Source organism: Kaistia geumhonensis (assembly GCF_030815145.1).
GTDB lineage: Bacteria > Pseudomonadota > Alphaproteobacteria > Rhizobiales > Kaistiaceae > Kaistia > Kaistia geumhonensis.
This window is the reverse complement of record NZ_JAUSWJ010000001.1, coordinates 234112-258701: the sequence shown is the minus strand read 5'-3', so window position 1 is coordinate 258701 and position 24590 is coordinate 234112. Positions and strand designations below refer to the sequence as shown.

The window sequence follows — 24590 nt, the reverse complement described above, 5'->3', positions numbered from 1 at the left end:
GAGATCACGCAGTCGCCATGAAGCGGGCATTTTCCGCGCGCAGGCGATCCATGTGGTGGATTTCCGCCAGAACGTCACCGTGGAGTTTCGCGAGGGCCGCGCTCCCTGCGCCGGGATCAGGTGCCGAGAGCGTTTCCCGTGCGGTGGGGGTCATGGCGATATAGGCGCCAAGCGCGGCCAGTGCCTTGCCCTCACCAGTCGGCCCGGTCGGTGTTCCGGTGCTGGTCGCATAGATGGAGACATGATCGCAAATGCGCTCCGCGGCCGCCACCAGCGGCACCCAGGCGGCCGCCTCGTCGGAAGCCGGCGGGGGCTCGGCGAGCTGTGGTTCGAGCCGGCGCCGCATTCCGGCCAGCGCCCGATAGGCAGCACGCCGCCTCTCAGGCAGCTTCGGCTCGATGACATAGGCCGCGATCTGGCGCCTCGCTTCGGCGAAGGCAGCCGCGAATATGTCGGCCTTTGCCTTTGGCCAGAGGAAGTAACCGAAAACGAGGACGATCACGCCGCCGATGGCGGTATCGACGATCCGCTGGGTGCCGTAGTCCACGTTGAACGGACCGGGCGCGAGCGCACTGACGAGAATGAGAACGAGCGGCGTCAGCACGACCGCCTGCAAGGCGTAGGATTTCTGCATCGCCCAGGGAACGAGGCCCGCGAGGATCGCGATCGGAAGCCCGACCCATCCCGTCTTCGGCATCACCGCGAGGATCAGCGCACCGATCGCGGCACCGACCACTGTCCCGGCGATGCGCAAGGCGGCGCGCGCGAATACGGAGCCGAGATCGGGCTTCATGAGAAGGCTGACGGTCAAAGGGACCCAGAACCAGTGCTCTGCGCCATCGACGAAGCGGACGGAATAGGCGAGGCCGAGACAGAGCGCCAGCTTCGCCGCGTCGGTGGCGGCGGTCGGCGCGGGCCTCAGCCGGTCGGCAAGCGGCCTGGAAGCCGCTCGATGCGCCGGCGAACGCCGCCCGGAGTCCGGCTCGCCCCTCGCGTCGGACGGGTTGGCCAGAGATGCAGCGAGTTGATCGATCGCGGCGCCCAGCGCGTCGTTGCCTGCCGCGATTGCGGCGTTGCGCTCGCGCGGCGCCCGAAGCCGCTGCGCGGCAGCCGCGAGGCCGGCAGCCTCTGGCGCCGCCATGATCGACAGGAAGGCAGCGTCGCATCGGGCGAGCACAGCCGCGAGATGGTCAGCCTCCGCGCGGCCTCCAGACGTTGATGAACGAGCAGCGCGCAGCATGGCCGATCCGAGATCGTCGAGGCGTGCCGTCGCGACCCGGCGCGCCGCTTCAACCGAGTCCGTGCCCGTGGTTCCCGCCAGCAACCCGCCGCGACACGCCGCAAGATCGGCCAAAGCCGACACGAGGTCGTCGACGATCGCCTTCCGGCTCCTCTCTCCGGTGAACGCCGCCTCGATGACGAAAAGGAGGGCGTAGAAGCCGAGGCCCGCAAGATAGAACAGGGAGGGCTGCCAGAACGGGCCGATGTCCGGAATGCCGATTGCGATGCTGGCGGTGAGCAGCGCCTGCATCGTGCCGAGCGACAGGACGGCTCCGAAACCGGCGACAACACCGGCAACGCCGCCCAACGCCGCCATGATCAGGACGATCGCTGCCAGGGGCAGCCCGTCGAGATATCCCGCAAGAAAGCCGGCCGCACCGATCGCGGTTGCGCCGATGACGACGGGTAGACGTCCGCGCACGTCGCCGGAGCGTTCCGCCGATGAAGCCATCAGGGCGCCAAATGAAATCCACATCGCAGAGACGACATGGTCGACGGCAAAGCCACCCACCCACGGAAGTCCGATGGTGATCGCTGCCCGGATCGAATGCCCGACATCCCAGCGTGCGTCATGCATTGCGGCAAGCCGGCGGAGCCAGCGTCCCGGCTGCGCCCGATCGGCGGCGGTCATTCCACTCTCGCTCTGGTGCATGGCTTCGGCCATGTCGGGGTTCTCCTCGGCTTCGGGCCGTCCCGGTGGCACGACACCTCCACGCAGCGTCCATCGTCGCCGATCAATGATCGCCGAAACCCGTCCGCCTCCAATTGCTGGATACAGTGCAATCAGCGCTTTGTAAATAAATCCAGAATCAGCACTTACCACCCATGTATACTATAACTATCAGACTTATTATCCTAACCTCTGTCTGGCCGCATCATTTATCGATATCCGTGATATATGCAGATGAATTTATATACTCATAATATTGCTATGAACATTGTGCCAAATGCCAACACATCACCCCCGGCAGGCCCAAGCAGAGCGACTTCGTCGAGGTGTGATCGTCCTGGATCGAGACGCGACTCGACTGCATCCGGTCACGGTAGTCGGCTCAAGACGGCTGGGCCGGCGCCTCGGCGTTGCTCCGCAGGGCTTTCAGACGCTTCGCGAATCGGTCGAGCGTGAGGAAGACGACCGGCGTCGTGACGAGCGTCAGGATCTGGCTGACGACGAGGCCGCCGACGATGGCATAGCCGAGCGGCTGGCGCAGTTCCGAGCCGGTGCCGCTCCCGAGCATCAGCGGCACGCCGCCGAGCAGCGCCGCCATGGTCGTCATCATGATCGGCCGGAAGCGCATCAGGCAGGCCTCCCGGATCGCCGCCTCGGGCGACAGACCCCGCTCCTTCTCGCCGGCGAGTGCGAAATCGACGATCATGATGCCGTTCTTCTTGACGATGCCGATCAGGAGAATGACGCCGATGAGGCCGATCACGCTGAAATCGAAGCCGAAGGCCCAGAGCATGAGCAGAGCCCCGAGACCGGCCGACGGCAGCGTCGAGAGGATGGTCAGCGGATGGATCGTGCTCTCGTAGAGCACACCGAGTATCACGTAGATCACCGCCAGCGCGGCGAGGACGAGGAGGGGCTCGCTGGCGAGCGAGGACTGGAACGCGGCGGCGTTGCCCTGGAACGATGTCTGGATGGTGGCCGGCAGGCCGAGGCCGGCTTCCGCCCGGCCGATCGCCGCCACCGCATCGCTGAGCGCGACGCCCGGAGCCGTGTTGAACGACAGCGTCACGGAGGGTAGCTGGCTCTGGTGATTGATGGCGAGAGTGCTCGTCTTCGCGCTCGTCCATCTTGCCAGCACGCTGAGCGGGACCTGCTTGCCGGTAATCGGCGACGGCACATAGATCCGGTCGAGGACCGCCGGGCTGTTCTGGATCGCCGGCGTAACCTCGAGGATCACGTGGTAGCTGTTGAGCTCCGTGAAATACTGCGTGACCTGCCTCTGTCCGAAGGCATCGTCGAGGACATTGTCGATGACCGTGGGCGAGATGCCGAAGCGCGCCGCCTGCGAGCGATCGATCGTGAGGCTGAGCGAGGCGCCCGCGTCCTGCTGGTCGCTGGCGACCTCGGTCAGTTCCGGCAGCTTGCGCAGCGCGTCGAGGAGGCGAGGCGCGAAGGCATAGAGCTCGGCGCTGTCGCCGTCCTGGAGCGTATACTGGTACTGCGCCGCCGAGGCCCTGCCGCCCACGGTCACATCCTGCACGGACTGCATGGTGAGACGGATGCCCTGGACCGCGAGCAGCTTCGGCTGCAGCCGCCGGATGATCTCGCTCGCCGAGGCCTGGCGCTGGTCGCGCGGCTTCAGCGTGATGAACATGCGCGCCGAGTTGACCGTCTGGCCCGGCGTGGCGCCGACCGCCATGCCGATGCTCGCGACATCCGGATCCGCGGCGACGACGCGTGCCAGAGCCAGTTGGCGATCCTTCATATCCGCGAAGGAGATGTCCTCTGCCGCCTGCGAGACGCCGAGAATGAGACCGGTATCCTGCAGGGGGAAGAAGCCCTTCGGGATCGCGACGAAGGCGGCCCCGGTCGCGACCAGTGTCGCGAGAAAGATGCCGAGGACGATGCGCTGATGGCCCAGCGCCCAGTCGAGCACGCCGGCATAGAAGCGAAGCATGGCCTCGAAGAAGCGCTCGGACGCGCGGAAGAAGCGCCCTTCCGCGCCGGGGCGCTTCGCCTTGAGGAACAGCGCGCAAAGCGTCGGGGTGAGTGTCAGCGAGACGACGGCGGAGATGGCGATCGTCGCCGTCACCGTCACCGCGAACTCGCGGAACAGGCGTCCGACGATACCGCCCATGAAGAGCAGCGGAATGAAGACGGCCATCAGCGACAGGCTGATGGAGAGGATCGTGAAGCCGATCTCGGACGCCCCCTTCAGGGCGGCGTCGAGCGGACTGGCCCCACCCTCCATATGGCGGTCGATGTTCTCCAGCATCACCACGGCGTCGTCGACCACGAAGCCGACAGCGATGCTGAGGCCCATCAGGGAGAGATTGTCGAGGCTGAAGCCGCAAAGCAGCATGACCGCGAAGCTTGCAATGATGGCGAGCGGCACCGCCAGGCCCGGGATCACGGTCGCACGGATGCTGCGAAGGAAGGCGAAGATCACCGCGACCACCAGCACCACCGTGATGATCAGTGTCCGCTGCACATCGTCGATCGAAGCGCGGATGGTGCCGGTGCGGTCGCTGAGGATGCGCACATCGACCGCCCGCGGCATCGCGGCTTCCAGTTGCGGCAGCATGGCCTTGATCGCGTCGACAGTCGCGATGACATTGGCGCCCGGCTGCTTGTAGACGGGCAGCAGGATCGCCGGCCTCTCGTCGGCCCAGGCCGCAAGTTCCGAGTTCTCGGCAGCCGCCACGGCGAGGCCGATATCCGAGATGCGCACGGGCGCCTGGTTGCGATAGGCGATGACCTGGTCGTTCCAGGGTTCGGCGGCGAGGATCTGGTCGTTGTCGGTGATCGTGAAGCTGCGAAGCGGCCCCTGAACCGTGCCCTTCGGACCATTCGTCGTCGTCTGGACGAGGGCGCCGCGGACATCTTCCAGCGAAAGGCCCATCGCCGCGATCCGCTCAGGGTCGACCTGCACCCTGACGGACGGCTTCTGCTGGCCGAGCACATTGACCTGCGAGACGCCGGGCACCTGGCTCAGCCGCTGCACCAGGACGTTCTCGGCGTAGTCGTCGACGGTGATGATCGGCAGCGTCGCGGATGAAACCGCGAGCACCATGATCGGCGCGTCGGCGGGGTTGACCTTGCGGTAGGTCGGCGGCGCCGGGAGGCCGGTCGGCAGTTGCCCGGCCGCGGCGTTGATCGCGGTGATCACGTCTTCCGCCGCGCCGTCGATGGGACGGTCGAGGTCGAACTGCAGTGTGATCGCGCTGTTGCCGAGCGTGCTGACCGAGGTCATCTGCGCGAGGCCGGAGATCTGGCCAAGCTGTCGCTCGAGTGGCTGCGTCACCGAAGAGGCGATCGTCTCGGGGCTCGCGCCAGGCAAGGATGTCGTCACCTGGATGGTGGGGAACTCGACCTCTGGCAGCGGAGCCACGGGCAGCTGCGGATAGGCGGCGATGCCGGCGACCAGGAGTGCGGCCATCAGCAGCGACGTACCGACAGGATGGCGGATGAACCATGAGGAGAGCGACATCACCCCTCCCCCGTGCCTGTCGTCTTGCCCGCGCCGGACGGAGCGGCTGGCTGCTGCGATCCCGCTGCGGCAGGGCTATCCACGGCGCTGACGCCCGGCGCCAGGCGGAACTGCCCGGAGGTAGCGACGCGGTCGCCGGGGGCGAGGCCGGACGTGATGACCGCCACGCCGCCGCCGATGGTCCCCGCCGTGACGGACTGCGCCGTGACCCGGTTGTCGGAACCGACGCGATAGACGAAAAGTCCGCCCTCGCCACGCTGAATGGCCGACGACGGCACCGTGGTCGCTCCGCGTGCCACGTCGAGTGTGACGCGGAGATCGAGGAACTGGCCCGGCCAGAGCGCAAGATCGCCATTGTCGAACAGGGCGCGGACCTTGAGCGTCCCGCTCGCCGGGTCGATGGCGTTGTCGATCACCGTGAGCTTGCCGGCGGCGATGACACTGCCATCTGCCTTGGAAACGGCGTCGGCGACGACCGTCCCGCGGGCGAGCGCGGCGGTGAGCGCCGGGCGGGAGGCCTCCGGCATCGGCGCGATGATCGTGATCGGCTTCAGCTGTGTGAGCACGACGATCGCCGTCGCGTCGGCGCCGCGCACGACATTGCCCTCGTCGACGAGCCGGAGCCCGGTACGTCCGTCGATCGGCGCCTCGATCCGCGTATAGGAAAGATTGGTCTCGGCGGCACTGATCGCCGCCTCGTCTCCGGTGATGCCCGCCTGATACTGGGCGACGAGGCTCTTCTGCGTGTCGAGATTTTCCTCGGTGCTGAACCCGTTCTTCTGGAGCGTCGCGTAACGGGTGAGGATCAGCTGCGCATTGGCGAGCCCGGCCTGATCCTGCTGCAGCTTGGCCTTGGCGGCATCGAGAACGGCCTGGTACGGACGCGGATCGATCAGGGCGAGCAGCTGCCCCTTCCTGACGTCCTGTCCCTCCGTGAACGCGATCTGCTGGATCGTGCCGTCCACGCGGCTGGTGATCCTGACGCTCGCGTTGGGCGTGACGGTTCCCGGCCCCGTCAGGTAGAGCGGAACATCCTTCTTCTCGGCAGTGCCGATCGTCACCGGAACTGCCGCCGGCGGCTCGGCGACAGCCGGGGCCGACCTCGGCCGGACCACCACCACAGCGGTGAGCGCCACTAGACCGATGACAACGAAAAGCGCCGCCGGGCCGAGCCGCCGCCCCCGGCGCGACGACCCGGCCTTATCGCCATTCGGCCCTGGTCCGGGCTCCAATCCCATATCCGTCATGTCGGTCGCCGCTGTCGCCCACCGATGGTTGGCAACACCTTGCTCGCCCGGCGATCGAAGGGTCTTTCCAAATCACAGCACGATAGAAGCGCCGGGGGCGTGCCGCCGCTGGCTCGAAAGCGCCGATTTCGTTGCGCAACCGGTTGGCGCGGCCGGGACGCCGCCTTGCCCCGCGGAACGCGAGCGCCGGCGCGCTTGAGCGTCACGACAACGAGTCCTATCGCTAAACGTGCATCAATGGCATGATACTACTTATGCGAATCCGTGGCGGGCGGCAGGTGGCCGTCGGGGCCGGCCGGGGAGATGCCTGCGATGCGTCGTGCGAGATCGGCGAAGTCCGCCGCAATGGCTCTTGGTCTGATCTGCGTCGCTTTCCTGCTCTCGGTCACGATGCGCGCCCAGCAAGCGCAGGAGGACACCGGCGCTCAGGGGCTCGAGGCGACCTACCACGCGCTTTGGACGGCGCGCGCCCTCGACAATTCACCTCCATCGAGCCACCTCTTTCTTCCGACGATCACGGAGAGGCCGTCGCCGCAACGGGAGGTCAAATGGGGCCTGACGGTTGCGACACCCGGCGGAAGCTATGTCTACACGTCCTTTCCTCCGCTGGGCTTCCTCCTGCCGGAACTCGCTCTGGGATGGCGGGCCGGATCGATCAGTTTCAGCGAGTTGGTCTATTTCAATTTCGTGGTCGGGCTGATCGCAGCGTTCGCCATGGCGGGCCTCGCCCGCGCCGCGGTGCTGTCGATCCTCGACGACAGCGAGGAGAGCGCCGTCACCGGCTGGATCGTCTTCGGCCTTGCCGGCGTCCTCTACCTGTTTCTTCGCGAATCTCTTGGAAGTCATGGCGGGGTCTACTGGCCGCACTCCCTGGCCCAGTTGCCGCTGATCCTGGGGTCCTGGTGCGCGTTCGGGATCTTTCAGGGCCGGCGGATTGTGCGCAACATTGTCGGCCTCGGCCTGGCCTGCCTGATCTACCCGTCGCTCGAGTGGACAGGCTTCATATTCGGCTCCGGCGTGTTCCTTGCCCTCGCCTCCATGCTCTACACGAGCTTGAGGACGGGCCAGCCCGCGGCCCCGTCGCGCGGGCAGATCATCGTCGCTCTATCCGTCGTGCTGGCGGCAACTGTGGCGGCGGGGCTCGGGATCATCCTCCACTATGTTCTCGCGGTCGGCCTCGGCCCGCTGATGGAGGCCTTCGCGAGCCGGGCCTCTGCTCGCACCTTCCGCCTTTCCGCAGCGATGCGTCTGCCGCTCGGCTACTTCATTTCATTCGGCGCGCTCGTGCCTCTGGCGCTGCTCGCCCTGCACTTCGCCATCAAGCGCAGATGGTTCTTCGACAATCGGCCGGTCTGGCTCCTGCTCTTTGTCACGGCGTTTCCCCTCCTCGAGAATGTCGTGATGATGCAGCACGCATCCGAGTTTTCGTTCGATCGACTGAAGGGCGCCGTGCCTCTGCTGCTCATCTCGATGCTGGTGCTGACTGCGGAGCGGCTGGCGCGCAATGTGCTCGTCGTGACAGGCCTGGCTGGGCTCGTCATCGCGAGCAATCTTCAGATCTGGTCCTGGGATCTGCTGTTCTACCGGCCGTGGGGCGATGCGGTACGGGACAACGAGACGATCGTCAGGCAATTCAAGCAGGATCCATTGGCGGAATGTGCCGTTCATGGATCATTGGGGCCGGTGCGCGGCTATCTCAATCTCCTCCTCGATCGCGACATCCATGAAAAGACGGACGAAAAGACCCTGATCTCGGTCGCAAGCCGCCAGCGGGACTGCGGCGCCGTCCTGATCAAGACGGAGAATGTCTTCACCGACCTGCCCCGTGTGCAGTGGATCGCCGTCTATGACGCGAAGGGACAGCTGCTGCGCACCTATTCGGGTAGCTGATGCCGCAGAGGCGAATCGCCGGTTGGCCTAGCTGCGCCGCCCGCGAGGGCGCCGCGTTGCGGTTTTCGCAGGCTCCAGCGTGATCCAGGCCGGCGCATGGTCGCTCGCCTTTTCCCAGCCGCGCACAGCCCGGTCGACGCCGGCCGTCGCGAGTCGGGGCACGAGATCGGGACTGAGAAGGAGATGGTCAATCCGTAGTCCCGCGTCGCGCCCGTATGCGTTCCGGAGATAATCCCAGAAGGTGTAGATCGTCTCGCCGGGATGGAGGTGCCGCAGCGCATCGGTCCAGCCATCGGCGACGAGATCGTGAAACGCGGCGCGCATCTCGGGCCGAAACAGCGCGTCATCGGTCCATCGCTCCGGCTTGTAGACGTCGAGGTCGGTCGGCATGACATTGAAATCGCCGGCCAGCACGACCGGAGCACCGCTCGCGAGCAGCCCGGCCGCATGCGATCTCAACCTGTCGAACCACCGCGTCTTGTAGTCGAATTTCGGTCCGGGTGCCGGATTGCCGTTCGGCAGATAGAGGCAGCCGACCAGGACGCCGTTCACGGCCGCCTCGATGTATCGACTCTGTTTGTCCTCGTCGTCGCCGGGCAGACCACGCCGTGTCTCGATGGGTACCCTGCCCTTCGCCAGAATAGCGACGCCGTTCCACGCCCGCTGTCCCTGCCAAACCGCGCCATAGCCGGCGACTTCGAGCGCGCGGCCGGGAAAGCGCTCGTCCGGCGCCTTCAGCTCCTGCAGGCAGACGATGTCGGGCGCGGCCTCTGCCAGCCAGCGCAGCAGAACCGGCAGCCTTCCGTTGATCCCGTTGACGTTGAAGGTTGCGATCTTCATCGCACGAAAACGCGGCTGCGGCGGGAGCGATCCCGACGCGGCGTTCGCTGCCGATCTGCCTAGTTCAACGGTGGCAGGAACTCGCTCCTGAACCGCAGCGCATTGGCCATCAGAATGGTGCGGCGCTCGGCGAGGACATCCGGCGTCGGCGGTGTCGGCGGCGTGGTCCGCGTCGGGAGCGGCTCGCCGACCAGCTTGAAGAACTCCTCCTGCCCGGCCGGCAGGCACAGGCAGAGGAAGCGGGCCGGCGTCGGCGAGACGACGCGGAAGCCGTGTGGGGCGTTGGCCGGAATGCTGATGGTCTGTCCGGCTGCCACACGGTGGACCTCGCCGCGGAAGGTCACCTCGAGTTCGCCTTCAAGGATGTGAAACATCTCCTCAAAGTCATGCCGGTGCGGCGGCGGACCGCCGGCAGGCACCAGCATGTCGATCAGCGTGTAGCGGCCGTCCGTCTGCTCGCCCGAAATGAGGATCGTGTAGGTGCCCGCGCCTATGCCGAGATGGGCGAGGCCGGGATCGTCGGCGGCGACGATGGTCGCGCTGCGCGAGAGATCGTCGGCGGGAAGCGGCGGAAACGTATCGGTCATGATCGGACGTCCTTTCGGTTTCAGGCGAGGGTGAGATCGGCGACGGCCTTGCCGGGGCCATGGCCGGTGCGGTTGCGCTCCACCGCGCTCGGGATGTCTTCGAGCGGGACAGTCTCGGAGATCGTCACCTTCAGAGCACCGGAGGCGGCCGCGGCGCCGATGGCGGCGAGCCGATCGCTGTCGGGCTGCATCATGAACCAGAGCCCGCGGCGGCCGTCGCCGCGCGGCGCGGCGATGTCGGGACGGACGGCACTGACGACGGCGCCACCGTCACGAAGCAGCTCCCAGGAGCGATCCGGCGCATCGCCGCCGGCGAGGTCGATCACGAGATCGACCGACCCGACGACGCTCTCGAACCGCTCGGCCGTCCGGTCGATCAGCCTGTCGACGCCCAGGGCGCGCAGATGCGGAAGGCTGGCGGTCGATCCTGTCGCCACCACCGTGAGCCCGAGCGACTTCGCCATCTGCACCAGCAGCGTGCCGACCCCGCCAGAGGCGCCGTGCACCAGCACCGTCTGTCCGGACCTGGGCACGCCGGCCGCATGCAGCATCTGCCACGCCGTCAGCCCGGCGACCGGAAGCGCCGCGGCGACGATGTCAGAAAGCCCGGCGGGGGTCGACGCGAGCCGATCTTCCGGAACGGCGACGAAATCGGCATAGGCCCCCGACCCGGGAGCGGCGAGGCCGAACACGCGATCTCCTATGGAGAAGCGGCTTTCCCCTGCGACAGCGACGATTTCGCCGGCAAGCTCCATCCCGACAAGCTGGGGAAAGGCCACCGGCTTGGTGTCCTTGAGGAAGCCCTCGCGGATCTTCCAGTCGATGCCGTTGATGCCGGCGGCGCGAACGCGGACGACGGCGACGCCGGGCGCGGGCGTCGGAATCGGGGCGGGAGCGAATTCGAGAGCTTCGGTGCCGCCGAACCGGGTGAGGACGATGCTGCGATTGCTCATGTCGTTTTCTCCTTTCGACACGCCCAACCTAGTGTGTTTCAATCCTGGCATTCAGATGCCGAATTCGGGACCGGGTGGACCACTTTTGGAACAGATGGACTTCGACGCTCTCGCCGATTTCGTTCTCGTCGCCACGCATGGCGGCCTCGGGCGAGCGGCGCGCGGCAGCGGCCGATCCAAGGCCACCCTGTCACGGAAGCTGGCAGAGCTGGAGAATGCGCTTCAGGTTCGGCTGATCGAGCGCGGACCGCAGTCGCTGCGCCTGACCGAGGCCGGCGCGGCCCTGTTCGCGCGAGCACGAGGGCCGCTCGCCGATCTCGCGCAGGCCGGCGATGACATCCGCAACGGCGGCGGCGAACTCGCCGGCCTGCTGCGGATCAGCGCTCCCGTCCTCTTCTCTCAAGTCGCGCTCAGCCGCGCAGCGGCGGCGTTTTCGCGGCTGCACCCGCGCCTCGAGATCGAGATTACCGCGGAGGATCGTTTCGTCGATCCTGTCGAGGAAGGCTACGATCTCGTCATCCGCACCAATCCGAAGCCGAACGAGAGCATGGTCGGGCGACGGCTCGTCACGGACGAACTGGTTCTCGCGGCCGTCCCGGAGATCGCAAGGCCGGCCTCCGGCAGCGCGGTTCCCGCCGTCCTCATGAGCCGCGCCGGTGAAATCCGCCCATGGCTCGTGATGACGGATGGGGGCGAGGCGAGCTTCATGCCCCGGCCGGTCCTCCGTCTGTCGTCGATGCTCATGGTCTACGAGGCCGCAAAGGCTGGCGGCGGCGCGGCGGTGCTGCCCATCTCGCTGACGGCGCGTGACATCGCGGCAGGCCGCCTCGTCTCATGGGGCAGCGTCCTCAATCGTCCGGTCGAGGTCTGGATCCTGCACGCCTCGCAGCGCCTCTCGAGTCCGAAAGTGACGCGCTTCGTGTCGTTCCTGGCCGACCAGTTCCGCGATGGCCGGTTCGAAGTCTGAGCGCGGGCTACGCCGGCTGGAAGCCGCTCAGAACCTTGAGATGGTGATGATGATGGGCGTGATCGTCGCCATGGCTGTGCGACGACACCTCCTCGACGATCGGGATCAGGCTGGTCGAGCCGTGCATGATTCCACGTTCGGAGAACAGGGCCTCGGCATAGGCCGAGACGGCGCCGACCTCTCCGCGCATGATCGTGACTTCGACCGAGGTCGTGTGGCCGAGCGGAACCGATAGCGCGGCGATCGTCTGGTCGTGACGGTCGAGCCGCCCCTGCGGCACGCGCAGCGCGAGGCCGCGCACGGATTGGTCGACGGTGCAGCTGACGACCGCGAAGCAGGCGGCATGCGCCGGCGCCTCGGGCCTCGCCGCGAGACCGCGCCGCACGAGATCGCGGATCGCTTCCGACCGGCTCGCGGCCCCGGTGCTCCCGACATAGGCGTCGAGCGCGGCAGCGAGGTCGTCGTCGATGGCGATGGTCGTGCGTTGCATCGGCTCCTCCCGTTTGTGCGGAAGGTTAGGCCAGCCCCGGCGGCGCGGCAATTGCGCAGGCGCCGGCGGATGCGGACGGGACCAACAAGAAAAACCCGGCGCCAGGGAGGCACCGGGTTTCGGAGTTGCGAGGACGCTGGAGCGTCACGCGGCCTTCTTGTTGACGGTCTGCCCGGCGAGGCGGCTCAGCAGTTCGTCGGCCTTCTTCTCCTCCTGGAGCGTCTGGTCGAGGAGCGTCGCCGCGTCCTTCATGCCGAGCTGCGTCGCCCAGGTCTTCAGCGTGCCATAGCGCGCGATCTCGTAGTGCTCGACAGCCTGCGCGGCCGCGGTGAGGCCGGCGTCGAGCGCCTCGGAGCCCGCGAACTCCTCCATCACCTCCTTGCCCTCCTCGATGATGCCGAGAATGGCGTCGCAGGTCTTGCCGCGCGCCGGCTTCTCCAGCATCTCAAAGATCTGCTGCAGCCGCTCGACCTGACCTTCGGTCTCTTCGCGGTGGTTTAGGAACGCCTGTTTCAGTTCCGGCGACTCGGCGCTGCGCGCCATCTTCGGAAGCGCCTTCAGGATCTGCTTCTCCGCGTAGAAGATATCCTTGAGCGTCTCGACAAACAGCGTCTCGAGATTCTGCTGAACCATGTCACATCTCCGTCTTGTGGGGTACGCATTCAAGTAATTGGGAAGGTATTCGTTCCCGCTCGGACGCCTCATTGCGAGTTCGAGGCGGGAGGCTCCTGAAACGACACGGGGCCACCGCTCGGACCCGAATCCGTCGTGGCTCCACTCGGCTTCGAGGCCCCCTGATCCGACGGCGAAGCCGGAGCCGACGTCGGCGAGGTGTGACCCTGCGATGTCCCGGGTTGACCCGAGGACGGCTTCACGCCGCCCGAGCCGACGCCGGATATCGATCCGGCCGACTTGGGTTGCTCCGACTTGATGTGCTCCGACTTCGCTCCCTCAGACTTCAGACCCTCCGACTTGGTCCCATCCGACCCAGGGCTCTTCAGATTGTCGTTCTCCGACTTGGTCCCTTCGGATTTGCCATCCCGGGCCTTGTGGTCGTCGGAGCCATGGGGCTTCGAGGGGAAGCCGCTGCGGTCGGCATAGTCGCGCGGACGGCCGCGGCGGCCATGCGTGTCGGCGAGCGCCTTGCGCACCGCGAGATCGATCAGCGTGAGCCCGGCGGTCATGGCGAGCGCGGCGCCGACATTGCTGCGCTTGCGGTTGTCCGAACCGAGCGCAACGCCGAGCACCGCCAGATCGAGCATGTCGCCGACGACGCGACTGGTCATGCCGGTCTGCCTTTCGGTCGAGAGCGTGAGCACACCCGACGCGATCTCGCGCGCGCCGAACACGCGCATGAGCCCTTCCCTGCCCTTCAGCCCGAGCGTGCGGGTGAGGACGTGCGGGACGAAAAGCTGTGTCAGCCCGAGGCCTATGCTGAACCAGCCGAGCCCCTTGGCGAGGCGATCGGCAGCCGGCACCGCCGAAGGCCCGCTCGCGAGAATCTTGGGATCGCCTTCCGGGCGCGTGAGATTGGCTAGACTGCGCATGATGACCTCTCTCAGGGCTTCAGAACGACCTTGATGCAGCTGTCCTGCTTGTCGCGGAACACGCGGTACATCTCGGGTCCGTCCTCGAGACCGACGGTGTGGGTGATGACGAAGGAAGGATCGATCTCGCCTTCGGCGATGCGGCGCATGAGGTCGTCGGTCCAGCGCCGCACATGCGTCTGGCCCATGCGGAAGGTGAGACCCTTGTTCATCGCCGCGCCGAGCGGAATCTTGTCGGCGAGGCCGGCATAAACGCCTGGAACCGAGACGATGCCGGCCGGGCGGCAGCAATAGATGATCTCGCGCAGCACATGCGCCCGATCGCTTCCCGGCATCAGCAGCTGCATGCCCCGGTCCATGATCGTATCGGGCAACGAAAGGTCGACATGGCTCTCGGTGCCGACGGCATCAATGCACTTTTCGGGACCTTTCCCGCCGGTCAGCTCGTTGAGCCGCTCGACGACGCTCTCCTCGCCTCGGTTGATGGCGATCGCGCCAGCGGCCTCGGCCATCCCGAGCCGCTCAGGGAGATAGTCGATCGCGATCACCTGTCGCGCGCCGAGCAGGATCGCGGCGCGGATCGCCATCTGGCCGACGGGCCCGCAGCCCCAGACGGCCACCGTGTCCTCGGGCTCGATGTCGCATTGCGCGGCCGCCTGCCAGCCGGTCGGCAGGATGTCGCTGAGGAACAGCACCTGCTCGTCGGCAAGCCCGTCGGGCACCTTCACATGCGTGGTATCGGCGAAGGGAACGCGGAGATACTCCGCCTGCCCGCCCGGATAGCCGCCGGTGAGATGCGTGTAGCCGAAGAGACCGGCTGTGGTGTGGCCGAAAGCCTTTTCGGCGAGATCCTTGCGGCGATTGGTGCGCTCGCAGACAGAAAAGTTGCCGCGGCGGCACTGTTCGCACGCGCCGCAGGTGATCGTGAAGGGGACGACGATGCGATCGCCGACCTTGAGGCTGTCACCGACGCCCGAGCCGACCTCGACCACCTCGCCCATCGACTCGTGCCCCATGATGTCGCCGGGCAGCATCGCGGGAATGAGATTGTGAAAGAGATGCAGGTCGGAACCGCAGATGGCGCAACTCGACACCTTGATGATCGCGTCGCGCGGCGCCTCGATCTCGGGATCGCTGACGGTGTCGCAGCGTATGTCTTCCTTGCCATGCCAGACGAGGGCTCTCACGGGCGTTCTCCGAATCCGCATTGGATCTGTCCGCTGCCGAACCGACTTCGCCGGGGCTTGTTCCCGTCCCGTTTCCGCAAACCTGTCTCGCTTGCCTTCTCGCCGGGCCTCGTCCAGAGAGATGACATCGGCAGCGGGAGCGGAACGGCGGATGGCGACGATGTCTCCCGACGAGGACGAGGCGAGGACGGATCGGCATGAAGAGGCCGCCGTCGATGATCGGCTCGGCACCCTGCTCGAAGCGATCGAGGGCGAGCGAGTGCCCGAGCGTCTCCTGAAGCTCGCGGAGATGCTTCAGAACGAGCTTTCGATCCGCCGCCAGCGGCGTCGGCCGAACTAAGCCCCTCTGCTACGGAACTCTCACGTCGGCGGCGCATTCCCACTGCGGGGCAGTCGGCGGGAGTGATCCACGTGAACCTCAACCTGATGGACGGTCAGAATGGCGAGGTCGACTCGGTCGTCGCGCTGATTCCGGCGTTGCGCGCCTTCGCGCGCTCGTTCTGCCGCAATCCGAACGACGCCGACGACCTGGTGCAGGAAACCCTGGTCAAGGCGATCGCCAACATCCACAAATATGAGGAAGGCACGCGCCTCAAGTCGTGGCTTTTCACGATCATGCGCAACACCTTCTACACGCGAATCCGCATGTCGAAGCGCGAGGCGCCGGGCGACGCGGATTGCGTCTCCGGGCAGCCGATCGTGCTGGCGACGCAGGAGTGGACGCTGCGAGGGCGGGAGGTCGAAGCCGCCATCGAACGGCTTTCACCGTCGCATCGCGAAGTTCTGGTCCTGATCGGCATGCACGGTGTCTCCTATGAAGAGGCCGCGGAGGTCTGTGGCTGCGCCATCGGCACGGTGAAAAGCCGCCTCAACCGCGCCCGCGGCGCCGTTCTGGAGATGCTTGGCGAACGGTCGGCCGGCGCACTCGTCGAATCGTCGGACTGGCTCGCGAGCGAGGCGTCGTCTTCCGGGCGGATATCCCCCCGCTAGTCCGCCGGCATAGATAGGCTCGGCTGAAACGGGCAACCGGGCGACCGGTCGCCCTTTCCATGTCTACTTGACCTGCTCGGCCAGCCGGCCCGCCATTTCCTGATGCATCTGCAGCACGGGCAGCGTCTTGGCGGCAAAGCCGCGGAAGGTACCGTTCGGCCCGGTTGTCGAGAACTGTGTGAAGAGCTCCACCGCTTCCTTATGCGCCTCGATCTGCTGCTGGACATAGATCCTGTCGAAATCGTCGCCGGCATTCCGAAGCTGCTGCAGCAGCGCTTCATGGGCGGCATCCGTCGTCATCGGCAGCTTCATGACGCCGGCGACCTGTCGCAGTTCCTCATCGGCCTTGGAGTGATCGGTCACCATCTGCTGGCCGAAGGCTCGAACATCGGCATTCTTGGCCTTCTCGCTGGCGATCCGCCCCGCCTCGATTTCGTAGAGCCCAGCGATCGTCGCCTTCATGGCGAAAGCCTCGGATTCCGGCTGGACATCGGATCTGCTTGCGCCGCCGCTGTCATTGGCGGTCTGCGCGAACAACGGCGCCGGCGCCACGATCAGCGTCAGCGCGAGGGCTGCGGCCCTCATGGGGCCGGTCATGGCGGCTAAGGGTGTTCTGGTCATCGCGGCATCTCCGTTTCGCCTGGATACCGACCGAACCCCAATGCTCGCCGCCTGTTCCTCGTCATCCATGAGGAACACCCGCCCCGCTCGACGGTTCTGGTGAGGGGCGGGAGCGGAGCAGGCCATGAAGAAACCAAGCCAGCCGACTGACAAGATTGACGAACCGGCAGCGAAGCGAGACGCGGCGCCGCAATTCGCGCCGAACCAGGGTGATGCCAGGAATAGCGGTCTCGACAGCGCTGCGCCCCGTGTCACGGGAGATGGCGAGAGCATCGCCAAGGACTGGGACGCCCATACCGAGCCCGATCCGTCCTTGCCGAAGCGGCCGAAATAGCCGCGACGAACGGCGGAACGGACGCTGCGTCACATCACGCTTCGTCCTGCGCGAGCGGGGCTTCGAGATGGTCTCGCTCAGGTCCGGCCTCGTATTCGGCCTTGCGCTCCTGGAACGCCGCGAGTGATCCATCGAGCGAGGCGAGCATCTGGCGCGCGCGGATGGCGGCGTTGCCGTGGCCGCGGCGCTCCAGATCGGTCGCGATCCCCGCTTGCCGCTTGCGCTCGGTCACCAGCGCCTCGATAGACCTCAAGAGCGACGCATAGCGCTCCTGCGCCTCGAACCCGTCCATCGGATGGTCTCCAGCCATTGTTCATCATTCCGGAACAAGCGGCGACGGCGAAGGTTTCGTCAGGACCCCCGAAAATCTGGAGAACGAAAAATGGTCACCGCCGAAGACCGGCTGATGCAATGGCTGCGCGACGCCCATGCGATGGAGGAGCAGGCCGTGACCATGCTCGACGCGCTGGCGAAGCGGATCGAAAATTATGCCGATGTCCGCGCAAAGGTCGAAGAACATCTGGCCGTGACGCGGGAGCAGTCGCGCCGTCTCGAATCCTGCATCACCGCGCGTGGTGGTGACACGTCGACGATCAAGGATCTCGCCGGCAAGGTGACGGCCATGAGTCAGGGGATCGGCGGCATGTTCGCTGCCGACGAGATCGTCAAGGGTGCGATGGCGCTCTACACCTTCGAACACATGGAGATCGCGTCCTACCGCGTTCTCGTCGCTGCCGCCGAAGAGGTCGGCGACACGGCGACCGCCGCCGTGCTGCAGGCGATCCTGGACGAGGAGATCGAGGCGGCGCACTGGGTCGGCGAGATGTTGCCCGACATCACGGTGCGCTACCTGAAGCGGGACGAAGCGACCGGAATCGAAGCCAAGCGCTGACGGAGCCGCACGTCTTCGCAGACAATGAAAAGGCCGCCGGGACATTTGCTGCGGCCTTTTCCTTCGCCCGAGGCGGCTCCGCGGCCCCCTGCACGGCTCGACGGTCAATCGGGAAGCTTATAGGCGATGACATAGTCGCCGGGCTTGGTGCCGACCGACCCGTGCCCGCCCGCGACGATGAGGACATACTGCTTGCCACCCTCTGTGTAGGTCATTGGCGTCGCCTGGCCGCCGGCCGGCAGCCGCGCTTCCCACAGCACACGCCCTGTCGTGACGTCGTAGGCGCGCAGGAAGTCGTCGACCGCCGCGCCTAGGAAAGCGACGCCGCCCCGTGTCAGCAGCGGACCGCCGATACCGGGAACGCCGAGCTTGAAGGGAAGCGGCAGCGGTGTCATGTCGGTGACGGTGCCGTTCTTGTGCTGCCAGGCCGTCTTGCCGGTGACGAGATCGACGCCGGCGACATAGCCCCAGGGCGGCGCCTGGCAGGGAATGCCGAGCGGGCTGAGAAACGGCCCCATATAGACACCGTAGTCCGCGCCCTCGTTGCGGTTGAGCCCCTGCTCGCTCGCTTTCTCGTCGCCCTTCGGCGGCATCTCGGCGGCGGGGACCAGCTGCGAGGTGAAGGCGAGATAGGTCGGCATGCCGAACATGATCTGCCGCTCGGGATCGACCGCGACGCTGCCCCAGTTGAAGGTGCCAAAATTGCCAGGATAGACGATCGTCCCCTCCAGCGAAGGCGGCGTGTAGCGGCCCTCGTAGCGATACTGGTGGAAGGCGATCCGGCAGGCGAGCTGGTCGAACAGCGTCATGCCCCACATGTTCTTCTCGGTCAGCGGCGGCGGCGAGAAAGTCAGGCTCGAGACCGGTTGCGTCGGTGCCGTGAAGTCGCCGGGGATGGCGCCGCCGGGCGCCGGCTCCTCGTGGATCGGCAGGATCGGCTCGCCGTTGCGGCGGTCGAGCACATAGATGTCGCCCTGCTTCGTCGGACCGACGAGCGCGGGGATCACCGTCCCGTCCGCCTTGCGCATGTCGAACAGCACCGGCTGGGCGGGGACGTCCATGTCCCAGAGATCGTGGTGAACGGTCTGGCGCACCCAGCGCACCTGCCCCGTCGCGATATCGAGCGCGACGATCGAGGACGAGAATCTCTCCACCGCCTCGCTGCGGCCGATCCCGATCTGGTCGGGCACCTGGTTGCCGAGAGGGATGTAGACGAGCCCGAGATCGGGATCTGCGCTGAAGACCGACCAGGAGTTGGGCGAGTTCGTCGTATAGGTCTGGCCCGGCGGCAGCGGCGCCGTCTGGTCTGGATTGCCCGAATCCCAGTTCCACAACAGCGCGCCTGTCCGGATGTCGAAGGCACGGATGACGCCCGACTGCGCCTTCAGCGAATAATTATCGTTGACCGCACCGCCGACGATGATCCGGTCGCCGACGGCGACGGGCGGCGAGGTCGAGTAATAGAACCCGGCCGGGTCGTATCGCATGCCCTGGCCGAGATTGAGGGCGCCCCGGTCGGCGAAGCTCTCGCAGACGGCGCCGTTCCTTGCATCGAGCGCGATCAGCCGCGCGTCGGAGGTCGGCAGGTAGACGCGCGTTGCGCAGGGAGCGTCGGCAGATAGATCAGGATCGGACCAATAGGTCACGCCGCGGCAGGTCTGGTGCTGGCGATCCGGATTGAGTCCGGCATTGGGGTCGAATTTCCACTTCTCCCGCCCGGTCGCGGCATCGATTGCGATCGCCCAGTTGTGCGGCGTGCAGAGATAGAGCGTATCGCCGATCTTGAGCGGGGTGACCTGATAGGTCGTCTCGGTGACGTCGTCCGGCAGCTTGACGTCGCCCGTCTGGTACTGCCAGGCGACCTTGAGGCTGTTCACGTTGGCGGGCGTGATCTGGTCCAGAGGCGAGAAGCGCTGGCCATATTGCGTGCGCCCGTACTGGTGCCATTCGCCATCCGGGATGGCGTTTCCGAGATTGGCGTCGGCGACCTTCGCTTCGGGCAGTGTGCCGGCGACGTCATGCGGATCGATCGTCATGGAATAGACGGCGGTGAGGATTGCGACCACAAGCGGGATCGCGATCGGCCAGGCCGGCGCGCGGCGGCCCGGAACCGGACCGGCATTGAGACGGCGGCGGACCCAGGGTGTCACCAGCCAAAGGCCGACGACGATGATCACGCCGCCCCGTGGCGCCAGTTGCCACCAGTCGAGCCCCACCTCCCAGATCGCCCAGCCGAGAGCGGCGAGCGTCATCAGACCGTAGAGCCCGAGCGCCAGAGGCCTGCGACGGTGAACGAGGAAAGCCGTGCCGAGAAACCCCACGCCGAGCAGCGCGTAGGCGGGACTGCCGCCGAGGGTAACAAGAAAGACGCCGCCGGCGAGCAGCGCGAGTCCGATCAGGGCGAGGATGGCGGTCGTGACGAGAAGCAGCATGGGTCGGGCGTTCCGATCTCTCGCGAGCGTTATTGCGACCGGTCGATCGCATGCGGCGCGGGAGCTCCGGGCCGGTCACTGTCGGTGGCACGCGCCAGGACAAACCCGGCGATCACGACGATGATCACCCCCACCAGCGCGAGCGAGGCGATGCGGCCGGCACTCATGCGGAAACTCCCGGCGGTTGAAATCGAGGAACAATCGACACCAGCGATCGTTCCGCCCGATTTCGCCGAGCCGGCGATTCCGCCGGAAGACGCGTCTGCCAGCAGGAAGCGGAAGCTTGTCGTCGGGACGAAACATGTTAACGTCCGGCGTGCATCGCCGTGGGATCTCGCGATGCCAAATCCGAGGCCGATCGGGAGTTCTCATCGGCCGTCTTCCCGAGAGGCAGGCAGGTTCGGTCTGCCGGTTGGTCTGGACGGGGCCTCACCAACGCATTGTCATGAGTGGCTGTTTCGCGGGGTTCTTGGCGCGGTGCGCACGGACCGAGCCTCGCGGGAACATCACGATGCGTCAGGATATTGCGTGGACACTGCTTCGACATGGCCTCAGGGCCACGGAGCCATGGCACAAGCCGTCAGGGCGTTCGACTGGGCCAGCACGCCGCTTGGTGCCTCCTCGCACTGGGCCGCCGAGCTGAAGCTCGCCGCCGGCAGTGTGCTCGACAACGCCCTCCCCGCCATGCTCGCCTGGGGACCGGGCCGCACGACCATCGTGAATGACGGCTTCGAAGCGCTGTTCGGCGCCGGCGCCTCCGGGCTCGGCCGGACGTTGGCCGAGGTTTGGCAGAAGGCTTGGCCGGTGATCGAGTCCGCCGCTGACAGCGTCCTCGCAGGGCGGCCAAGCATCGTCGAGGATGTTGCGCTCGGCGATCTCCAGGCGGGACGTGTCACGCAGCCGCGCTACACCGTAGCGCTCAGCCCGGCCCGGGCTCTCGATGGCGCCATCGTCGGCCTCGTCGCGACCCTTGCCCGGCAGGCGGCACCATCCACCCCCGATGCGGAAGCCGGCTTCCGCGAGTTGATGGCCGGATTCGCGCAGGCCTTCTGGGAGACCGACGCCGACGGGATTCCAATCTGGAGTCCGACCTGGCACGCCTTCACCGGGCTCAGCAATGCCGCGCCGACGGTCGATGCCTGGCTGTCCGCCGTCCATCCCGAAGACCGCGAAGACGCAGGCGAGCGATGGCGGCAGGCCCTCGTGACCGGCGAGAATGTCGATATCGAGTTCAGGCTCTCCCGTTCGGACGGCGGGTGGTCCTGGACCAATGTCCGGGCCGTGCCGATCAGAAGCGCGGACGGCACGATCCGCAAATGGTTCGGCGTCAATCTCGACGTGACACGTCGCAAGGCCGCCGAGGTGGCGCTGCGCGAGCGCGAGGCCGAGCTTGCGCGCGTGCAGCGGATCGGCGGCATCGGCGGCATCAAGGTCGACGTGCGGCACGGGCTGGTCGGCGAGCGTTCGCCCGAATATCGCCGCCTGCACGGCATGCCTGGCGAGAAAGTCCGCGAGTCGCATGCCGAATGGCTGAGCCGCCTCCATCCCGAAGACCGGGTGGCGGCCGAGCAGCGCTTTCTCGATGCAATCGCGGGCGACGCAGGGTCCTACGAGAACGAATACCGTATCATCCGCCAGAGCGATGGGGCGGTGCGCTGGATCTTTGCCCGCGCCGATATCGAGCGCGACGCCGACGGCAACGCGTTGCGCGTGGTCGGCGCGCATATCGACATCACCGAGCGCAAGCGCATCGAGAGCGAATTGCGCGACAGCGAGGAACGGCTGCGGCGCACCTTCGATGCGCTGCCGGTCGGCGTCGGGGTGATGGACCGGACTGGCCATATGTCCCGCCTCAATCCGATGATGCGGCGCTTCCTGCCCGATGCGATCATTCCCTCCCGCAGTCCTGAGCGCCAATGGCGCTGGCGACCGCCGATCGAGGACGGATTGCCTGTCCGTCCGGAGAACTTCCCGGCGGCGCGGGCGCTTCGCGGCGAAGACGTCGTTCCCGGCCTCGAAATGCTCTATCGCGACGACAGCGGTGGCGAGGTCTGGACGCGCATATCGGCCGTGCCGCTGCGCGACGCGGCCGGAGCCGTGAGCGGCGCGGTGATGGTCGTGGCCGATATCGACGACGCCAAGCGGGCCGAAGAGACGCTGCGCGAGAGCGAGGAGCTTCTGCGCCGCTTCGGCGAGGCGACGCAGGACGTGCTGTGGATCCGCGATGCGGAAACGCTGCAATGGCAGTATCTGACGCCGGCATTTGAGCAGATCTACGGGCTCGGCGTCGGCGAGGCGCTGGAAGGCGACAACTTCCGCACATGGACGGACCTGATCGTGCCCGAGGATCGCCCGATGGCGCTCGGCTTCATCGCGCGCGCCCGGAACGGCGAGCAGGTCGCGTTCGAATACCGTATCCGCCGCCCCTTCGACGGCGGCATCCGCTGGCTGCGCAACACGGATTTTCCGATGTTCGGCCGCGACGGGAAGGTCGAAAGCATCGGCGGTATCGGCCAGGACTTCACCGAGAAGAAGCTCTTCGAGGAGCGCCTGCGCGGCGAGGAGGAGCGGCTGCGCCTCGCGCTCGAAACGGGGCGGCTTGCGACGTGGGACTGGCACCTCGTGACCGACGAAGTCGAATGGTCCGACGAACATTATCGCCAGCAGGGCTATCGCGTTGGCGAAGTCGCGCCGAGCTACGAGGCATGGCGGGCGCGGGTTCACCCGGAGGACCTCGACGCGGCCGAGGCGGCGCTGATCGCCGCGCGCGATGGGCGCCACCCGTTTTCCTGTGAGTTCCGCACGCTGCATCCGGATGGCACCGTGCGCTGGCTCGATGCCCAGGGGCGCTTCTTCTACGACACCGACGGCACGCCCCTGAGGATGATCGGCGTGATGAGGGACGTCACCGAGCGGCGGCACTGGCAGGAGCGATTGCAGATACTCGTCGGCGAATTGCAGCATCGCACCCGCAACCTGCTTCGGATCGTGCGCTCCGTTGTCGATCGCACCATCGCCGGCAGCGCGAATCTCGAGACGTTCCGCGAGAGCTTTCTCGACCGGCTGGACGCCCTCGCCCGCATCCAAGGCCTCCTGTCGCGGCTCGGCGACCATGACCGCGTCACCTTCGATGACCTCCTCTCCGCCGAACTGTCGGCGATGGACGACGGCTCAGGCCGCGTCCTGCTGGAAGGCCCGCGGGGCGTCCGGCTGAGATCGAGCACCGTGCAAATCCTCGCGATGGCATTGCATGAGCTGGCCACCAACGCGATGAAGTACGGCGCGCTGCGGCATCCGGGCGCGAAGCTCTCGATTCGCTGGAGGATGGGCGAGACCGACGCGCGCGGACGACCTTGCCTCGACATCGAGTGGCTCGAAAGCGGCGTGCCGATGATGACGCAGGACCTGAAGGCGCTCGGGCGCGGCCAGGGGCGCGAACTGATCGAGCGGGCGCTGCCATACCAGCTCGATGCGGAGACACGATACGAGCTTCGTCCGGACGGGATCCGCTGCGCGATCTCTCTGCCGGTGTCCGCCAGCAGTCTGAAGAGGGAGGAGGACCATGCGTGAGAAATCGCTGTCCGGCTTGCGGATTCTCGTGGCGGAGGACGAGTTCATGATCGCCACCGATCTCGCCCGCGAACTCACCGACGCGGGCGCCACCGTCCTCGGACCGACCGCATCTCTGGACAAGACGTTGCATCTGATCCGCTGCGAAGCGTCGATCGACGCGTCGATCCTCGACATCAACCTGCAGGGCGACATGGTCTTTCCGGCGGCGGACCTGTTGCGCGAACGGGGCGTGCCTTTCCTCTTCGCGACCGGATATGACGGGTCGATCATCCCGCGCCGCTTCGAAGGCGTCCGCCGCTTCGACAAGCCGGCGGGCGACGGGGTCATCGCTCTGGCGCTTCGCGATGCCATCGCCGGCTGATTTCGCCCCAAGGGCGGATAGGGGCGGGAACAATCCGTCGGCCCCATCGTTTCCGCTGGATCGACCGAAATCGCGGAAAGGGCGAGGAACATGGCTGATCGGAGCAAGGAAGACGACACAGGGCCGTCTTGTGAAGCCGCCGACGATCCTGCACCCGCCCGAATGCTGGAACTCGCCCGCAGGCTCGACCTCGCCATCGCCCTTCGCTGGCGCCGCCAGAACGGGACCCGAAAGGCCA

General features: G+C 66.6%; 21 protein-coding genes. 8 read left to right on the top strand and 13 right to left on the bottom strand.

The annotated features are described in order from the left end of the window. Positions 1–4: 4 nt before the first annotated feature. The 3 genes from QO015_RS01230 to QO015_RS01220 all read right to left on the bottom strand — a co-directional run bounded on the left by QO015_RS01230 (position 5) and on the right by QO015_RS01220 (position 6502). Entirely contained in the window at positions 5–1945 is a 1941-nt protein-coding gene (locus QO015_RS01230; RefSeq protein WP_266282006.1) for an FUSC family protein, read from the bottom strand. Between the two features lie 388 nt (positions 1946–2333). Further along, complete coding sequence (locus QO015_RS01225; protein WP_266282007.1) at positions 2334–5441, bottom strand: efflux RND transporter permease subunit; 3108 nt, start codon at positions 5439–5441, stop codon at positions 2334–2336. Continuing rightward, positions 5441–6502, bottom strand: coding sequence for an efflux RND transporter periplasmic adaptor subunit (locus QO015_RS01220; protein WP_266282008.1), 1062 nt, complete (start codon positions 6500–6502; stop codon positions 5441–5443). Before QO015_RS01220 ends, QO015_RS01225 begins: the two co-directional genes overlap by 1 nt. Before the next feature lie 489 nt (positions 6503–6991). Between QO015_RS01220 and QO015_RS01215 the strand changes: the two genes are divergently transcribed. Beyond that, positions 6992–8578, top strand: coding sequence for a hypothetical protein (locus tag QO015_RS01215; RefSeq protein ID WP_266282009.1), 1587 nt, complete (start codon positions 6992–6994; stop codon positions 8576–8578). Positions 8579–8605: 27 nt separating this feature from the next. Here QO015_RS01215 and xth read toward each other — a convergent pair whose 3' ends face one another. From xth to QO015_RS01200, 3 genes are read right to left on the bottom strand one after another with little or no spacing between them, the layout of a single operon-like run. Then, a complete protein-coding gene (xth, locus tag QO015_RS01210; RefSeq protein WP_266282010.1) occupies positions 8606–9418 on the bottom strand; it encodes an exodeoxyribonuclease III in 813 nt (270 codons plus the stop codon). Between the two features lie 59 nt (positions 9419–9477). Continuing rightward, a complete protein-coding gene (locus tag QO015_RS01205; RefSeq protein ID WP_266282011.1) occupies positions 9478–10005 on the bottom strand; it encodes a cupin domain-containing protein in 528 nt (175 codons plus the stop codon). Positions 10006–10025: 20 nt separating this feature from the next. Beyond that, positions 10026–10958 carry an NADP-dependent oxidoreductase gene (locus QO015_RS01200; protein ID WP_266282012.1) on the bottom strand — a complete coding sequence of 311 codons (933 nt, stop codon included), beginning with the start codon at positions 10956–10958 and terminating at the stop codon, positions 10026–10028. Between the two features lie 94 nt (positions 10959–11052). Between QO015_RS01200 and QO015_RS01195 the strand changes: the two genes are divergently transcribed. After that, entirely contained in the window at positions 11053–11925 is an 873-nt protein-coding gene (locus tag QO015_RS01195) for a LysR family transcriptional regulator (RefSeq protein ID WP_266282014.1), read from the top strand. 7 nt (positions 11926–11932) lie between these two features. Here the strand turns inward: QO015_RS01195 and nikR are convergent, their stop codons facing one another. From nikR to QO015_RS01175, 4 genes are all read right to left on the bottom strand, one after another. Further along, complete coding sequence (gene nikR / locus QO015_RS01190) at positions 11933–12415, bottom strand: nickel-responsive transcriptional regulator NikR (protein WP_266282015.1); 483 nt, start codon at positions 12413–12415, stop codon at positions 11933–11935. Positions 12416–12559: 144 nt separating this feature from the next. Continuing rightward, complete coding sequence (locus tag QO015_RS01185) at positions 12560–13048, bottom strand: YciE/YciF ferroxidase family protein (protein WP_266282017.1); 489 nt, start codon at positions 13046–13048, stop codon at positions 12560–12562. Between the two features lie 68 nt (positions 13049–13116). Further along, positions 13117–13962 (bottom strand): DUF4267 domain-containing protein, encoded by an 846-nt coding sequence (locus QO015_RS01180; protein WP_266282019.1) that lies wholly within the window; start codon positions 13960–13962, stop codon positions 13117–13119. Between the two features lie 11 nt (positions 13963–13973). Beyond that, positions 13974–15149: a zinc-dependent alcohol dehydrogenase gene (locus QO015_RS01175; protein WP_266282021.1), complete on the bottom strand. Its 1176-nt coding sequence runs from the start codon at positions 15147–15149 to the stop codon at positions 13974–13976. A 151-nt stretch (positions 15150–15300) separates the two neighbouring features. On the opposite strand from QO015_RS01175, the gene QO015_RS01170 reads away from it, so the two are divergent. Both QO015_RS01170 and QO015_RS01165 read left to right on the top strand, forming a co-directional pair. Then, on the top strand, positions 15301–15489 hold the full coding sequence (locus QO015_RS01170; RefSeq protein ID WP_266282022.1) for a hypothetical protein: 189 nt from the start codon (positions 15301–15303) through the stop codon (positions 15487–15489). Between the two features lie 86 nt (positions 15490–15575). Next, the gene (locus QO015_RS01165; protein WP_266282523.1) at positions 15576–16139 is read left to right on the top strand and encodes a sigma-70 family RNA polymerase sigma factor; all 564 of its coding nucleotides are present in this window, start codon (positions 15576–15578) and stop codon (positions 16137–16139) included. Between the two features lie 63 nt (positions 16140–16202). On the opposite strand, the gene QO015_RS01160 is transcribed toward QO015_RS01165, so the two are convergent. Beyond that, positions 16203–16829: a DUF4142 domain-containing protein gene (locus QO015_RS01160; RefSeq protein WP_266282023.1), complete on the bottom strand. Its 627-nt coding sequence runs from the start codon at positions 16827–16829 to the stop codon at positions 16203–16205. 55 nt (positions 16830–16884) lie between these two features. On the opposite strand from QO015_RS01160, the gene QO015_RS01155 reads away from it, so the two are divergent. Then, a complete protein-coding gene (locus QO015_RS01155; RefSeq protein WP_266282024.1) occupies positions 16885–17094 on the top strand; it encodes a hypothetical protein in 210 nt (69 codons plus the stop codon). A 34-nt stretch (positions 17095–17128) separates the two neighbouring features. Here the strand turns inward: QO015_RS01155 and QO015_RS01150 are convergent, their stop codons facing one another. Continuing rightward, positions 17129–17386 carry a hypothetical protein gene (locus QO015_RS01150; protein ID WP_266282026.1) on the bottom strand — a complete coding sequence of 86 codons (258 nt, stop codon included), beginning with the start codon at positions 17384–17386 and terminating at the stop codon, positions 17129–17131. Between the two features lie 90 nt (positions 17387–17476). Here QO015_RS01150 and QO015_RS01145 point away from each other — a divergent pair, with 90 nt between their 5' ends. Beyond that, positions 17477–17986, top strand: coding sequence for a ferritin-like domain-containing protein (locus QO015_RS01145; protein WP_266282028.1), 510 nt, complete (start codon positions 17477–17479; stop codon positions 17984–17986). Positions 17987–18090: 104 nt separating this feature from the next. On the opposite strand, the gene QO015_RS01140 is transcribed toward QO015_RS01145, so the two are convergent. Beyond that, positions 18091–20370, bottom strand: a complete 2280-nt coding sequence (locus QO015_RS01140; protein WP_307291144.1) for a glucose/quinate/shikimate family membrane-bound PQQ-dependent dehydrogenase — start codon at positions 20368–20370, stop codon at positions 18091–18093. Here QO015_RS01140 and QO015_RS01135 point away from each other — a divergent pair. Further along, positions 20275–23988, top strand: a complete 3714-nt coding sequence (locus QO015_RS01135) for a PAS domain-containing protein (RefSeq protein ID WP_266282030.1) — start codon at positions 20275–20277, stop codon at positions 23986–23988. The two genes, QO015_RS01140 and QO015_RS01135, sit on opposite strands and share 96 nt — an antisense overlap. Continuing rightward, positions 23981–24352, top strand: coding sequence for a response regulator (locus QO015_RS01130; RefSeq protein WP_266282031.1), 372 nt, complete (start codon positions 23981–23983; stop codon positions 24350–24352). Before QO015_RS01135 ends, QO015_RS01130 begins: the two co-directional genes overlap by 8 nt. The last annotated feature ends 238 nt before the right edge of the window (positions 24353–24590 follow it).